Source organism: Bradyrhizobium sp. CCGB12 (assembly GCF_024199845.1).
In the GTDB taxonomy this organism is placed as follows: domain Bacteria; phylum Pseudomonadota; class Alphaproteobacteria; order Rhizobiales; family Xanthobacteraceae; genus Bradyrhizobium.
Window position 1 is genome coordinate 504283 of record NZ_JANADO010000001.1, and the last position, 15348, is coordinate 519630.

At 64.2% G+C, this 15348-nt stretch carries 13 protein-coding genes and 1 pseudogene; 13 read left to right on the top strand and 1 reads right to left on the bottom strand.

Going from position 1 to position 15348, the window contains the following annotated elements:
- The first annotated feature begins 91 nt into the window (after positions 1-91).
- Positions 92-910, top strand: coding sequence for an ABC transporter ATP-binding protein (locus tag NLM27_RS02355; RefSeq protein ID WP_254141804.1), 819 nt, complete (start codon positions 92-94; stop codon positions 908-910).
- The gene (locus NLM27_RS02360; protein ID WP_254141805.1) at positions 910-1698 is read left to right on the top strand and encodes an ABC transporter permease; all 789 of its coding nucleotides are present in this window, start codon (positions 910-912) and stop codon (positions 1696-1698) included. The genes NLM27_RS02355 and NLM27_RS02360 overlap by 1 nt, the downstream gene beginning before the upstream one ends.
- Before the next feature lie 177 nt (positions 1699-1875).
- Here the strand turns inward: NLM27_RS02360 and NLM27_RS02365 are convergent, their stop codons facing one another.
- Positions 1876-2325, bottom strand: coding sequence for a cupin domain-containing protein (locus NLM27_RS02365; protein WP_254141806.1), 450 nt, complete (start codon positions 2323-2325; stop codon positions 1876-1878).
- A gap of 137 nt (positions 2326-2462) precedes the next feature.
- On the opposite strand from NLM27_RS02365, the gene NLM27_RS02370 reads away from it, so the two are divergent.
- From NLM27_RS02370 to NLM27_RS02420, 11 genes and pseudogenes are all read left to right on the top strand, one after another.
- On the top strand, positions 2463-3488 hold the full coding sequence (locus NLM27_RS02370) for an ABC transporter substrate-binding protein (RefSeq protein WP_254141807.1): 1026 nt from the start codon (positions 2463-2465) through the stop codon (positions 3486-3488).
- 29 nt (positions 3489-3517) lie between these two features.
- A complete protein-coding gene (locus NLM27_RS02375; protein ID WP_254141808.1) occupies positions 3518-4222 on the top strand; it encodes an NUDIX hydrolase in 705 nt (234 codons plus the stop codon).
- 95 nt (positions 4223-4317) lie between these two features.
- Positions 4318-5628 (top strand): ABC transporter substrate-binding protein, encoded by a 1311-nt coding sequence (locus NLM27_RS02380; protein WP_254141809.1) that lies wholly within the window; start codon positions 4318-4320, stop codon positions 5626-5628.
- 15 nt (positions 5629-5643) lie between these two features.
- Positions 5644-6411, top strand: a complete 768-nt coding sequence (locus tag NLM27_RS02385) for an ABC transporter ATP-binding protein (protein WP_254141810.1) — start codon at positions 5644-5646, stop codon at positions 6409-6411.
- 2 nt (positions 6412-6413) lie between these two features.
- Complete coding sequence (locus NLM27_RS02390; protein ID WP_254141811.1) at positions 6414-7118, top strand: ABC transporter ATP-binding protein; 705 nt, start codon at positions 6414-6416, stop codon at positions 7116-7118.
- 6 nt (positions 7119-7124) lie between these two features.
- On the top strand, positions 7125-8006 hold the full coding sequence (locus tag NLM27_RS02395; protein ID WP_254141812.1) for a branched-chain amino acid ABC transporter permease: 882 nt from the start codon (positions 7125-7127) through the stop codon (positions 8004-8006).
- Positions 8003-9011 (top strand): annotated as a pseudogene (locus NLM27_RS02400) (branched-chain amino acid ABC transporter permease); the annotation flags it as partial. The gene NLM27_RS02395 and the pseudogene NLM27_RS02400, both read left to right, overlap by 4 nt.
- The gene (locus tag NLM27_RS02405) at positions 8983-9912 is read left to right on the top strand and encodes a polyphosphate kinase 2 family protein (RefSeq protein ID WP_254141813.1); all 930 of its coding nucleotides are present in this window, start codon (positions 8983-8985) and stop codon (positions 9910-9912) included. The pseudogene NLM27_RS02400 and the gene NLM27_RS02405, both read left to right, overlap by 29 nt.
- Positions 9909-10946: a patatin-like phospholipase family protein gene (locus NLM27_RS02410; RefSeq protein ID WP_254141814.1), complete on the top strand. Its 1038-nt coding sequence runs from the start codon at positions 9909-9911 to the stop codon at positions 10944-10946. Before NLM27_RS02405 ends, NLM27_RS02410 begins: the two co-directional genes overlap by 4 nt.
- An 863-nt stretch (positions 10947-11809) precedes the next feature.
- On the top strand, positions 11810-14143 hold the full coding sequence (locus NLM27_RS02415) for a mechanosensitive ion channel domain-containing protein (RefSeq protein ID WP_254141815.1): 2334 nt from the start codon (positions 11810-11812) through the stop codon (positions 14141-14143).
- 101 nt (positions 14144-14244) lie between these two features.
- Positions 14245-15237, top strand: a complete 993-nt coding sequence (locus NLM27_RS02420; RefSeq protein WP_254141816.1) for a tripartite tricarboxylate transporter substrate-binding protein — start codon at positions 14245-14247, stop codon at positions 15235-15237.
- The last annotated feature ends 111 nt before the right edge of the window (positions 15238-15348 follow it).

Sequence of the window (15348 nt, forward strand, 5' to 3'; positions counted from 1 at the left end):
CACGGCAAGCCCCATGCGTAGCACGCTTGGCCGGTTGATTGAACTTGGCTGCGCGAGCGGCTAAGGCATCGGGCCAAATCGGAGGGAATACATGACAACGCCCACGGCAGTGGCGCTGGAAGATGCCAAGGTCGCATTCCGCCTCGGGGACGGCCGGGTCTATACGGCGGTGGAGAAAGCCCATCTCGCGGTGGCGCAGGGCGAGTTCGTCGCCATTGTCGGTCCCACGGGGTGCGGGAAATCGACATTGCTTAACGTTGCCGCCGGGCTGCTGAAGCCCGTGGCCGGCAGCGTCAGGATATTCGACCAGCCGCTGGCGGGGCTGAACCGGGATGCCGGCTATTTGTTCCAGGCCGATGCGCTGTTCCCCTGGAAGACCGCGCTCGACAACGTCGCGATCGGGCTCGAGATCAAGGGCACGCCGCGCGCTGAAGCGCTGCCGCGGGCGCAGAAATGGCTGACCTCCGTCGGCCTCGGTGCCTTCGCAGGCCGCTATCCGCACATGCTCTCCGGCGGCCAGCGCAAGCGCGTGGCGCTGGCGCAGGTGCTGATCCGCGATCCCAAGATCCTGCTGATGGACGAGCCGTTCGGGCCCCTCGATGCCCAGACGCGCCAGGTCATGGGCAACCTGCTGCTCGACCTCTGGAACGCCGACCGCAAGGCCGTGCTGTTCGTGACCCATGATCTCGAAGAGGCGATCGCGCTCGCCGATCGTGTCGTGATCATGTCGGCGGGACCGTCCTCGCGCATCATCGGCGACTGGCGCGTGAGCTTGCCGCGTCCGCGCGATATCTTCGAGGTGCGGCTGGACAAGGAGTTCCATGCGCTGCATCGGGAGATCTGGAGCGTGCTCAAGGACGAGGTGATGAAGGGGTACGCGCAGTCGACCCAGGCGGCGGAGGCGATCTGATGTCGCGCGTGACACTGCTTGCGCTGCAAGTCCTGGTCGCCATCGTCTGCCTCGCGCTCTGGCAGTTGCTGTCGACCGTGCCGGTGTTCGGCAAGATCCTGCTGCCGCCGTTCTTCTTCTCCAACCCGATCGACGTGTTCAACCAGATCGTGAAGTGGTTCGCCTCCGGCGTGATCTGGAAGCATCTCGGCATCACGCTGGCAGAATCGATCCTGGCTTTCGTGATCGGATCGCTCGGCGGCGTGCTGGTCGGCTTCTGGTTCGCGCGCCAGCCGCTCGTCGCAGCGGTGTTCGACCCCTACGTGAAGATGGTCAACGCGCTGCCGCGCGTCGTGCTGGCGCCGATCTTCGCGCTGTGGCTTGGGCTTGGCATCTGGTCCAAGGTCGCGCTCGGCGTCACGCTGGTGTTCTTCATCGTGTTCTTCAACGTCTATCAGGGCGTGAAGGAAGTCAGCCGCACCGTGCTCGACAATGGCCGCATGCTCGGCATGAGCGAGCGGCAATTGATGCAGCACGTCTATTGGCCATCGGCGCTGTCCTGGATGTTTTCCTCGCTGCACACCTCGGTGGGCTTCGCGGTGGTCGGCGCGGTGGTCGGCGAATATCTGGGATCGGCGGCAGGGCTCGGCTATCTGATCCAGCAGGCCGAGGGTATCTTCGACGTCGCCGGCGTGTTCGCCGGCATGTTCGTGTTGTCCGCCTTTGTCATCCTGATCGATTTCGGGGTGACGCTGGTGGAGCGCAGGTTGCTGGTGTGGCGGCCGACCGCGTCGGACGGACGCGGCTAGGTCGTGATAAGAGTGATTTGATTACAAGCCTCATGGAAGGTTTGCTCCCTCCCCCGCTTGCGGGGGAGGGCTGGGGAGAGGGGGTCTCCGCGATGGGACAATCCCCAAGAGGAGAGAACCCTCACCCGTCGCTTCGCGCCGACCTCTCCCGCAAGCGGGAGAGGTGAAAGCAAGAGCTCAATCCAGCAGCTTGGTGTCGTCGGGTGCCTGCGGCGGGGTCTTGATCGCGATCGCCTTGACCTGGCCGCTGATCGGCTTGGTGCCGCCATGCGGCGTGCCCTTCGGGATGATCACGAGGTCGCCGGGCTTGACCGTCACCTCCTTGTCGCCGAGCCAAATCGTCCCGGTGCCGTCCAGGATGTACTGGATCTCGTTGGTGTTGGGATGCATGTGCTTGGGCACGTTGCCGACCTGGATCGAGATGGTGGCACCGTCCGCACTCGCGAACATCTTGGAGCGGTAGCCGACGGCGTTGGCGGGCCCGAGCGCATCGCCCTCCATCTCGCCGGTGTGGATGATCTGCGCGGTGATGTTTTCGGCGGCGAGCGCCGGTCGGAGTAGGTGGGTTGCGCCGCATCCGGCGGCAAAGGCGGCGGCGATCGACAGCCCGGTAGCAAGGCGGTTCATGGATGATCTCCCCATCGAGAATTGTTCTTGTCTGGGCATGCTATTGCGCCGAAAGGCCAATGGCCAGCCCACTTGGGCGGTGCTTCTCAAGCCCGTCCGGCTGCTCTATGGTGCCGCCGGCCTAACGGAGGAAACCAATGAAGAACACGATTGCCAGGCTCGCCGGCGCGCTGCTGGCGCTGACGCTCACCACTTCGCTTGCCGCGGCGCAAAGCAAGGTCACCGTCGCGATCGGCGGCGGCGCCTGCCTGTGCTATTTGCCGACGGTGCTGGCCAAGCAACTCGGCGAATACGAGAAGGCCGGCCTCAATGTCGAGCTCGTGGACCTCAAGGGCGGCTCCGACGCGCTCAAGGCCGTGCTCGGCGGCAGCGCCGACGTCGTCTCCGGCTATTTCGACCATTGCGTCAATCTGGCGGCCAAGAAGCAGGAGCTTCAGGCTTTCGTGGTCTATGACCGCTATCCCGGTCTTGTGCTGGTAGTCGCGCCGTCGCGTACCAATGACATCAAATCAGTCAAGGACCTCGCCGGCAAGAAGGTCGGCGTGAGTGCGCCCGGCTCCTCCACCGACTTCTTCCTCAAATACCTGCTCAAGAAGAACGGGCTCGATCCCGCCGGCACCGCCGTGATCGGCGTCGGCCTCGGCGCCACCGCGGTCGCGGCCATGGAGCAGGGCCAGCTCGATGCGGCTGTGATGCTCGATCCTTCCGTCACCGTGCTGCAGGGCACCCATAAGGACCTGCGCATCCTCAGCGACACCCGCACGCAAAAGGACACGCTCGAGACGTTCGGCGGCGAATACCCGGGTGGCGCGCTGTACTCGACCGTGGCCTGGATCAATGGCCACGAGAAGGAAACGCAGGCGCTCACCAATGCGATGCTCGCCACGATCGCCTGGATCCACTCGCATTCGCCCGAGGAGATCATGGCGAAGATGCCGGAGGAGATGGTCGGCAAGAACAAGGACCTCTATCTCGCGGCGCTGAAGAACACGATTCCGATGTTCTCCGAGACCGGCAAGATGGACCCGAAGGGCGCGGAGGCCGTGCTTGCGGTGTTCAGCGTCGGTTCGCCCGAGGTCGCGAACGCCAAGATCGACGTCAGCAAGACCTTCACCAACAAATTCATCGACCAGGCCAAGAAGACGACGGGGAATGCCAAATAACTGACGCGAAGGCGTAGTAGTCAGGCGTCATGACGTCACCAGTCATTCATCGCGTCACGTCGCTTGATCTTGCCGTGCGGCCGATCGCGTGGCCGTTCGCCGAGGAGCGCCGCGTCGAGATCGCGGCGCATTTCGCCGAAATGCAGCGCGAGCGGCCGAAGCTCTGGAACGGCCGCGTGCTGATGGGACGCGATCCCGTGTTCGCGGACGGTCATTTCGCTGCGACCTATTTCGAGACGGATTTTGCAAGCTTCCTCGCCTGGCGCGACTGGGGCTTTCCTGACACGGCCGTATTCAATGGCTTCGGCATGGGCGCGCTGCGCACCTCCGACGGCGCCTTCGTGATGGGCGAGATGGCGCATCACACCTCCAATGCCGGCCGCATCTATTTCCCCTCGGGCACGCCCGATCTCGACGACGTCAGGGATGGCATGCTCGATATCCCCGGCAGCGTCGTCCGCGAGATCGCGGAAGAGACCGGATTGACCGCCGACGATTACGCGGCGGAGACGGACTGGCACTGCGTCGTCTCCGGCCGTGCGATTGCGATGATTCAGGTCCTGAACCTGGATATGCCGGGCGATGAGGCCCGCGCCCAGATCGAAGCCAATCTGGCGCGCGAGGCCGAGCCTGAATTGTCGGCCATTCATCTCGTGCGCGAGATGAGCGATTTCCTGCCGACCATGCCACGATTTGTCACGGCCTTTATTGCGCAGCAGTTCGCCTCCCGCTGACGCGCGAGGCTTGACATCGCTTCGCTCAGCCCATGTGATGGGCAAAAAAGCAAGAGCAACAAGAATGCGATGCACAATCGTCCAGGGAGGTTTTGATGCGCCTGCGCATGGCTGCCCGTTTGGTACGTGGGCTGTTGGTCGCGATATCCGCGACGGGCTTGGCGGCGTCCGCCCAGGCTCAGGAGAAGAAGATCAAGATCGGCGTCGTTTTTGATTTGACCGGGCCTCTCGCGGGCGGCGGCTCTGAGCTGAACTATGTCGGCACAAAGATCATCCTCGACCATTTCGCCAAGTCAGGCGTCGAGGGCTACAAGGTCGAGGCCGTCTACGCTGACGCGCAGAGCAAGCCCGATATCGCCATCAACGAATCCGTCCGCCTGCTCGAGCAGGAGAAGGTCGACATGGTGCTCGGCTTCTTCTCCTCGGCGCAATGCGTGCCGGTCGCGGCCCGCGTCGAGCAACTCAAGAAGTTCATGTGGATGACGACCTGCATCTCGTCGGCCGTGTTCAACGAGAAGGGCTACAAATACGTGTTCCGCCCGCAGGCGAGCGGCGACCAGTTCGGCATGATGACGATGGATTTCATCGCGCAGAATGCCAAGGAAAAGCTCGGCAAGGAGCCGAAGGACCTCCGCGTCGCCATCATCCACGAGGACGGCGCGTATGGCGTCGACGTCTCCAAGGGCAACGAGGCGGGTGCGAAGAAGGCCGGCTTCAATGTCGTGATGAAGGAGGGCTATTCGGCCACCGCACCGGATCTCTCTGCGCTGGTGACCAAGCTGAAGCGCGCCAAGCCCGACGTCATTTTCCACACCGGCTACAACCCTGATATTACGTTGCTGCTGCGCCAGGCCCGCGAACAGGGATTGAAGTTCGGCGCGCTGATGGGGCATGGCGCCGGTTACGGCGTCTATGAGAAGCTGAAGGAGGGCATGGGCGCGGACGCGACCTACATCTTCAACGCCGATCCGATCTCGATCTGGCTCGCCAACCAGAAGACGATGGACCCGAAGCTCTCTCCCGTCATCAAGATGGTCGGCGAGGAGTTCGACAAGATCAAGCCGGGCGTTGCCATCCGCTCGGCTCATGTCGGCATCGGCGCCTCCAACACCTATGTGTTCATGAGCGACGTGCTGCCGCGCGCGATCAAGAAATATGGCGGTGTCGATCCCGACGCGCTGCGCAAGGCTGCGCTCGACACCGACATTCCCGAAGGCGGCACCATGCTCGGCTTCGGCGTGAAGTTCTACGGCGAGGGCACGCCGATGGCCGGGCAGAACGAGCGCTCGTTCCCGGTCGTGATCCAATACATCGACGACAAATCCTCCGTGGTGTGGCCGAAGAGCCAGGCGCAGCGCGAGGCGGTGCTGCCGCTGCCGAAAGGCACCACCTACAGCAACCAGTAGCGGCGGGGTGCTCCGGTGTTGGAAGTCAGCGGGCTGGTGAAGCGGTTTGGCGGCTTCAGGGCCGTCAACAACGTTTCGTTCAGGGTCGACCAAGGCGAGATCCTTGGCCTGATCGGTCCCAACGGCTCGGGCAAGAGCACGATCTTCAACATGCTCTCCGGCACGCTGGCGCCGACCTCCGGATCGATCCTGTTCGCCGGGCACGAGATCGCAGGTCTTGCGCCGCACCGGATCATCAATCGCGGCATCGGCCGTACTTTCCAGATTCCGCGTCCCTTCCGCCGCTTGACGATCTTCGAAAATGTCGCGCTCGCCGGCTTCTATGGCCAGGGCCGGCACAGTCGCGTCAAGGCCGAGGAAGCGGCGGAGCGGTCTCTGGCGCTGGTCGGCCTGCCGACCGATCGCCATGCCAGCGTCGACGGCTTAGGAGCCGCCGGCCTGAAGAAGCTCGAGCTCGCGAAAGCGCTCGCCACCGCGCCAAAGCTGTTGCTGGCCGACGAGAGCCTCGGCGGTCTCGACGAGGCCGAGATGGACCAGGCGGCCGACATGCTGCGCAATATTCGCGATGAGCTCGGCATCACCATCATCTGGGTCGAGCACATCATGGGCGTGCTGATGCGGGTCGTCGATCGCGTCATGGTGCTCGATCACGGCGAGAAAATCTCCGAGGGGCTTCCCAGTGCCGTTGCCGGCGATCCGCGCGTGATCGAGGTCTATCTCGGCACCGATGCCGAGACCACGCAGGCCGCGGCTGCCGAAGCACGCCGCCGCGCGGGAGGGTAGCCATGCTGGAGCTCCACGGCGTCAATGCCGGTTATGGCACGTTCCAGGCGCTGTTCGACGTCAATCTCGACGTCAAGGCCGGCGAAGCCGTCGGCGTCATCGGACCCAACGGGGCCGGCAAGACCACCTTGATGCGCGTCATCTCCGGCCTGATCCGGCCCTCGCGTGGCTCGATCAAGATGGAAGGCATCGACGTCGTGGCGACGCCGTCGCACAAGATCGTCAGCCTGGGCATTGCGCATGTGCCGGAGAATCGCCGGCTGTTCCCGCAGCTCACGGTCGACGACAACCTCAAGATGGGCGCCTTCATGAAGGAGGCGCGCGGGCATTATGCCGAGCGGCTCGACGTCGTGTTCGACCTGTTTCCGCGCCTGAAGGAGCGCCGGCACCAGATGGCCGGCACCATGTCCGGCGGCGAGCAGCAGATGTGCGCGATCGGCCGCGCGTTGATGTCGAATCCGAAACTGCTGCTGCTCGACGAGCCCTCGGCAGGGTTGGCGCCGGTCGTGGTGCAGCAGGTGTTCGAGCTGGTGAAGCGGATCCGCGCCAGCGGGCTGACCGTGCTGATCGTCGAGCAGAACGTGCAGCAGGTGCTGAAAGTGGTCGATCGCGCCTATCTGATCGAGGCGGGCACGATCAGGGCGTCCGGCACCTCGGCCGAGATGCTGGCGAGCGACACGGTCAAGGAAGCATATCTCGGGGTGTGAGGGGGCATGCAAGCATTCCTGGAGGTTTTCGACATCTATCTGCTGGAGGCCGTGATCAACGGCATCCTGCTCGGCGGCGTGCTGGCGCTGCTCGCGCTTGGGCTCAACCTGATCTTCGGCGTCATCGACGTGACCTGGATCTGCTACGCCGAGCTGGTGATGATCGGCATGTACGCCATGTACTTCATGGTGCAGTATTACGGCGTCAGCTATTTCGTCGCCGCACCGCTCACCGTCCTGCTGGTCGCGGTCCTCGGCGCGGCGCTGCACTACCTCGTGATCGCGCCGCTGCTCACCGCGCCGCCGATCAACCAGCTGCTCGCGACCGGCGGCGTGCTGTTCGTGCTCCAGAGCTTTGCCACGGTCGCCTTCGGCATAGACTTCCGCAATCTCGGCATCCGCCTGCCGGTGCTTGCCTTCGGCGACATGAACTTCAGCTACGCACGGCTCTTGTCCTTCGGAGCGGCGCTGGTCGGAATGGTCGCCGTGTATCTGTTCATGACGCGCACCTTCACCGGCACCGCGATCCGCGCCATCTCGCAGGACCGGCAGATCATGGCGCTGATGGGCGTCGATACCAAGCGCATCTATCTCATCACCTCGGCACTTGGGGGTGCGCTGGCCGGGCTCGCCGCGTGCCTCCTGGTGCTGCAATACGACGTGCATCCCTTCGTCGGGCTGTCCTTCGGACCGATCACCTTCCTGATCTGCGTGCTCGGCGGGCTCGGCAATTTCATCGGCGGCTTCATCGCTGCCTTCGTATTCGCGGAGATCATCTCGCTCGGCGGCCTGTTCTCCGATCTCGAATGGGGCTATGTGCTCGCCTTCGCCTTCTTCATCGTCATGATGTTCATCCGGCCCGCGGGCCTCCTGGCGAGGCGCCGATGATGGGGCAGGGGCGGCTTGCAGCCTGGGGCATCGGGCTGGCGGCGCTGGTCGCGCTGCCCTTCGTCTATCGCGATCCCTATCACCTGCACATTCTGGTGCTGATCCTGATCTGGTCGTTCGCCTACACATCGTGGTCGATGATGGGGCGGTTCGGCCTCGTCTCGCTCGGGCACGGCGGCTTCATGGGGATCGGCGCCTATGTCACCGCACTGCTGTGGAATCATCTCGGTCTGTCGCCGTGGATCGGCATTCCCGTCAGCATGGTCGCGGCGGGCGCGCTGGCGCTGATCGTCGGCTATCCCTGTTTCCGCTTCCGCATCACCGGGCATTATTTCGTGCTGGTGACGCTGGCGCTGTCCGGCATCGTGCTCCAGGTCATCACGGCGACGCGCGACTATACCGGCGGCTCGCTCGGCTACACCCCGAACCGTGCGTCCGGCAACAAGCTGCTGGCGCTGCAATTCGACGACAAGACGACGTGGTACCTGATCGCGCTCGCGGTCTGGCTGTTCGGCATCGTGGTCTGGCACTGGGTCGATCGCAGCATGGCCCGCTACGCGCTGGAGGCGATCTCGGAGGACGAGGACGCCGCGGCCGCAGCCGGTGTCGACGTCACCGCGGAGAAGCTGAAGATCACGCTGCTCAGCGCGCTGATGACGGCGCTCGCCGGCGCGGTCTACTGCCAGTACCAGATGTTCATCACGCCCGACACCGTCAGCGGCATCGCGGTGTCGCTGCAGATGGTGTTCGCCGCCATCGTCGGCGGCCTGTTCGTCTCGCTCGGCCCGACCGTCGGCGCCGTCATCACCATCCTGCTCGCCGAGACCCTGCGCATCGGCTTCGGCACCAAGGCGGTCGGCTGGGACAATCTCGTCTATGGCGTGCTGCTCGTGCTGTTCATCATATTCCTTCCCAAGGGCATCCTTGGTAGCGTGCTCGACCGACTGAAGCCGCAACGCAAGGTGTCGCCGAACTCATGAGCAAGAAGCCATCCAAATCGATCGCCGAGCAGCTCGACCGTTACATCACGCCGTTCCGTTACGACGGATCCGGCAAGTTTCGCCTGAAGGATCACAAGACCGACGAGAAGGGCGATCTCGACAAGGAGATGGCGCAGGAGATCCTCGAGGCCAACAAGAAACAGCTGATCGCGTTTCAGGAGAAGCTCTACGCCCAGGACCGCTGGTCGCTGCTGATCGTGTTCCAGGCCATGGACGCCGGCGGCAAGGACAGCGCGATCAAGGCGATCTTCGAGGGCATCAATCCGCAAGGCTGCGAAGTCAGTTCCTTCAAGGCGCCGAGCAGCAAGGAGCTCGACCATGACTTCCTCTGGCGCCATGCCGTCGCGCTGCCCGAGCGCGGCCATATCGGCATCTTCAATCGCTCCCATTACGAGGAATGCCTGGTAACGCGCGTCCACCCGGAGATCCTCGCCAAGGAGAAGCTGCCGCCGAAGCTGGTCACCAAGAACATCTGGAAGGAGCGGTTCGAGGACATCTCGGCGTTCGAGCGCTACCTCTGCCGCAACGGCACCGTGGTGCTGAAATTCTTCCTCAACCTCTCCAGGGACGAGCAGCGCCAGCGCTTCCTCGACCGGCTGGAAGAGCCGGCCAAGCAGTGGAAGTTCTCGATGGACGACATCAAGGAGCGCGCGCTGTGGCCGCGCTACCAGGCGGTCTATCAGGACATCGTGCGCCACACCGCGACGCCGCATGCGCCCTGGTATGTCGTGCCCGCCGATCACAAATGGTTTGCCCGGGTGGTGATCGGCTCCGTGATCAATGCTGCGTTGGAAAAGCTGGACCTGCGCTTTCCGCGCGCCGACAAGGCCTCGCTGCAGGAGTTCGACGCGGTGCGCAAGGCGCTGGAGAAGGAAGGGAAGGGAGGCAGGAAGCGAGCAAAGTGAAAGGCGACGGAACCACGAACCGGAAGAACGTCAGCTTCGCGCTCCAGGGCGGCGGCGCGCACGGCGCCTTTGTCTGGGGCGTGCTCGACCACGTGCTCGAGGATGGCAGGCTCGCGATCGAGGCGATCAGCGCTACCAGTGCCGGCGCGATGAATGCGGTGGCGATGGCCTCCGGCATGGCGAACGGAGGCGCGGAGGCCGCGCGGCAGAACCTGCACGCATTCTGGTACGAAGTGTCGCGCATGGACATGGCGTACGACCTGTTCTCGCCGCTCAACCAATGGATCCAGGCCCTGAAGCTGCCACCGGAATATCATCCGGTCCACGCCTTGATCCACACGCTGACGCACACGCTGCCGCCGAACCTGTTCAATCCCTTCCATTTCAATCCGCTCCGCTCGCTGCTGCAGCGCGTGGTCGATTTCGACCGGCTCAATTCCTCGCCCGAGGCGCCACAGCTGTTTCTCAACGCCACCAACGTCCGCACCGGCAAGATCAAGGTGTTCCAGAGCCCACGTCTCACCGCGGACACCGTGCTCGCCTCAGCCTGCCTGCCGCCCTATTTCCAGGCCGTCGAGATCGACGGCGAGCATTATTGGGATGGCGGCTATCTCGGCAATCCCGCGATCTATCCGCTGATCTACCGCAAAGGCAGTCACGACGTCGTCATCGTGCAGGTCACGGCGATCCGGCGCGACGAGCTGCCGACCAGCGCCGCCGATATCCTCCACCGCATCAACGAGATCAGCTTCAATTCGTCCTTGATGCGCGAGATGCGCGCGATCGCCTTCGCCACGCGGCTGATCGATGAGGGTGAACTCGACAGCGGCAAGCACAGCCGCATGTACATGCACTGGATCGGCAACGACCAGCTGATGTCGCAGCTCGGCACGGCCACGCAATTCCATCCCGAATGGAGCCTGTTGTGCCGCCTGCGCGACGAGGGCCGCGCGGCGGCGCGAAGCTGGCTGGCGCGAAACTTCGGCCAGGTCGGAAGGTCCTCGACGGTCGATCTGACGGACATGTTTCTTTAGGTCGCTGAGCCGGCCAGGATAAAAACTGCGAAAACAACCCCATGCACAGTAGCCCGGGACAGCGGAATCAATGGCTTGCCTGGCAGTTCGAGCGGTTGCTGATTTTACGAAATTGGATTGACGCGTCGGGCAAAACAAGGGCATGATGCCACCATCGCGCCATAGCCCTTCTATCTCCGCGTGCAGCACTTCATGTTGGCGGCTGCTCATGCTTCGCGGTTTCGTCTCGGCGAGCACGGCGATCCGAGGAACCGGCGCGCTCAAATGTGATCCTCTAGATCGTTGATCCTGCTTGACAGTTTTACGTCCCGGGAGGAGCATCACCGTGGTCGCAAACAAGCGACGCGCAACGTCCACCTCATGAGCAAGGGGAGGTCTATGACGCCACCTCCGCAAATCCAGCCGCGTTAAGTGCGATGGAGCTCGTTCGGACTATCGCATAGCGGCAGAAACCGCGAACGGCACGCCGGGTCAAGGTTTAGCGGGCTGCATCAGTGAGGCAAAGCCCCTACCTTCCCGGCGCTGTATTTTGCATCACATCGATCGTATCGGATGGCCATGATGGCCATCGCGACAGCGCCGTTCGACATCCAGCTTTCTCTCTCCTCCTCCTCGCCGTCATTCCGGATTGACTACCGGAATGACGGGAGAGGCCTTCGTGCGCTCAGCGCTCTCATGGCTCTCGCGATGCCGAGGCCGCGGTTCCCATTCTCGCATTGCGGCAAATGCCAAGAGAATGTCGCCTCCTTGGCCAACTTCCGACACAGGGCCGGGGCGAATAGCGGCCATCCGACATGACGCATGTGCTTCGGTGGTGACGACCCCCACACCGCCGGCGCATTCATTTTTTTCAGGGAATCCGCGTGTCGCATAAGCTTGTCCCGGCGCTCCTCGCCGCTCTCTTCCTCGCAATCTCATCTCTCTGCGCCGCCCGCGCCGAGACTCCGGCCGCCAGCAGTGCTGCCGCGCTGTCGCCTGACGAGGCCAAGCGCGCGCTCGAAACGCTCCAGGACGACAAGAAGCGCGCGCAGATGATCGATACGCTGCGCGCGATCGCGAACGCATCAGGTCAGCAGCAGCCTGCTTCGGCTGCGCCCGAGCAGAAATCGCCGATCCCGCTTTCGGCCGACGGCCTCGGCGCGCAGCTCCTGCTCACGGTCTCCGAGGAGATCGGTGCGATCTCGAGCGAGATCGCCAGCATGGCGCGGACGCTCACGCATTTTCCGGCGTTCTATTACTGGTTCCTGCGCACCGCGAACGATCCCGCGGCCTACAATCTCCTGATCGAGATCGCCTGGAAGCTGGCGCTGGTGCTCGGCTGCGCCCTTGCGGCCGAGTGGGTGATCTTCCGCCTGATCCGTCGTCCGGTCGCGTTCCTGGAAGGACGCGTGCCGCAGACCGCGCGCCTGCCGACGCAGGTGTTGCTGATCGCCGATCCGCCGTCATCCATGGCCGACGTCACTCCCACCCCCGAACTGAACAAGCGACGTCACAGTCTCGCGCGGGTCTGGCAGGTCATGCTGCGGCTGCCCTTCGTGCTGGGGCGCCTCGCGCTCGAGCTGCTGCCGGTGGTCCTCTTCGTCGGCGTCGCGACGGCGCTGCTCGGGACCGAGATCGGCGAGCCCACGACCGTTCGCCTCGTGATCCTCGCGGTCGTCAACGCCTATGCGTTCTCCCGCGGACTGATCTGCGTGATCCGGGCGTTGGCGGGACCGTTCGGCCTGTTTCCGGTTCGGGCCGAGACCGCCGCCTATATCGAGATCTGGGCGCGTCGCATCGTCGGCGTCGGCGTATCCGGCATCGCCTTTGCCAATGTGGCCTTGCTGCTCGGCCTGCATCGCGCCGGTTACGCCGCGCTGCTGCGCATGGTGATGCTGGTCGTGCATCTCTTCATCGTCGTCATCATCCTGCAATGCCGCCGCCAGGTCGCCGAAGCCATTCGCGCGCCGGTCGACCGGCAGGGGATCGCGGCCCGTCTGCGCGATCGCATTGCCGGCGGCTGGCACTATCTTGCCATCGCGCTCGATCTTGCGCTGTGGGCCGTGTGGGCGCTCAACATCCGCAACGGCTATTCGCTGCTCCTGCAGTATTTCGTCGGGACGGTCGTGGTGGCGCTGATCACGCGGGTCGCCATCATGCTGACGCTGAGCCTGATCGACCGCGGCTTCCGTATCAAGCCGGAGATCCTTCAGCGCTTTCCCGGTCTCGAGACCCGTGCGAACCGCTATCTCCCATTGCTGCGCAAGATCGTATCCGGCGTGATCGCCTTCATCGGCTTCGTGGCGGTGCTCGAGGTCTGGGGCGTGGACGCGATCGTCTGGTTCTACGGCGGCCAGATCGGCAGCCGGCTGATCTCGGCGGTGGTGACGATCGGCGTTGCAATACTCGTTGCAGCCGCGATCTGGGAAACCAGCAACGCGCTGCTGGACCGCCAGATCAATACGCTGTCGCGGGACGGCCACTATGCCCGCGCCGCTCGCTTGCGCACCTTCCAGCCGATGCTGCGCACCGCGCTGCTCTGCCTGATCGCCACCGTCGTCGGCCTCACCGCACTGAGCGAGATCGGCGTCAATGTCGCCCCGCTGCTCGCGGGCGCCGGCATCGTCGGCATTGCCATCGGCTTCGGATCGCAGAAGCTGGTGCAGGACCTCATCACGGGTCTGTTCCTGCTCCTGGAGAACACGGTGCAGGTCGGCGACAATGTCAGCGTGTCGGGGCTCTCGGGCGTGGTGGAGAACGTCTCGATCCGCACCATCCGCCTGCGCGCCGGCGATGGCGCCGTGCATATCGTTCCGTTCAGCGCGGTCACGACCATCACCAATGCAAGCCGCGGCGCCGGCAATGCCTCGGTCAGCGTCAACGTCGCCTACAAGGAAGACACCGATCGCGCCGGCCAGATTCTCAAGGACATCGTGGACGAGATGCGGCGCGAACCGGAGTTCCGTGCACTGATCCGCGGTGATCTCGAGCTCTGGGGCATCGACAAGGTCGACGGCGCGATGGTGTCGATCGTCGGCCAGATCCGCTGCACCGAGGCCGGCCGCTGGCCGGTCCAGCGTGAATTCAACCGCCGTATGAAGCTGCGCTTCCAGCAGAATGGGATCGAGGTCGCATCCGCGACGCAGACGATCCTGATGCATATCGCGCCGCCCGCCGACAGCGCCGCCAATTTGGCGCCAAGGCGGGCGGCCGGATAACGGCTCGACAATCTTCCGGCTTGCCTGCGCGCGCCCGGCAGCGTTCACTCCCAGCTTCAGCCTGCAGAGGGCATGCAGGCGACAAGGGGTGGGAGAGACCGATGCGGGGGCTGTGGGCCGGATTGCGCGGCGGTGTGATCGCCGTGTGCGCGTTGATTGGATGGGCGATCGCGCCGGCCGGCGCACAGCCGTTTCCATCGCGCCCCATCACCCTCATCGTGCCGTTCGCGGCGGGCGGTCCAACCGATACGCTGGCGCGGATCCTGTCGGAGCGCATCGCCGCCGAGTTGCACACCACGGTCGTGGTCGAGAACGTCGCCGGCGCCTCCGGCAGCATCGCCGGCGCCCGGGTCGCCCGCGCAACGCCTGACGGCACCACGATCACGATCGGCCATTGGGGCACCCATGTGCTCAACGGCGCGATCCTCAAGCTGCCTTATGACGTGGTGAGCGACTTCGAGCCGGTTGCGATGATCGCGATGGGAACGCAACTCATCGTCGGCCGGAAGTCGCTCGAGGCGAGCAATCTCAAGGAGCTGATCGCCTGGTTGAAGGCCAATCCCGGCAAGGCCACTGCGGGGACTGCCGGCGCAGGCACGGGAGCCCATGTCGCCGGCGTCTTCTTCAAGGGCAAGACCGGCACCGAGTTCCAGTTCGTGCCCTATCGTGGCGCGGGGCCTGCCATGATCGATCTCGTCGCCGGGCAGATCGACATCATGTTCGACCAGGCGTCGAACTCGCTGGCCCATGCCAAGAGCGGTGCGATCAAGGCGTTCGCAGTGACCTCGCCGACGCGGCTTGCCTCCGCCCCCGACATCCCGACCGTCGACGAGGCGGGCCTGCCCGGGCTCTATATTTCCTATTGGCACGGCATCTGGGCACCGAAGAACACGCCGAAGGAGATCGTCACAAAGCTCAATGCAGCCATCGTCACCGTGCTTGCAGACCCCGCGGTCAGGCAGCGCTTTGCCGAACTGGGGCAGGAGATTCCGCCAAGGGATCAGCAAACGCCGGCAGCGCTTGCTTCCTTCCAGAAGGCCGAGACCGAGAAATGGTGGCCGATCGTGAAGGCAGCCGACATCAAGCCGGAATAGCTGCGCGGCGCCACGAGCGCTGTCCCTCATCCTGAGGAGGCCGCGCAGCGGCCGTCTCGAAGGATGGCCGCGGGCAAGAGCGGGGCTTGCATGGTTCGAGACGGCGCTGAC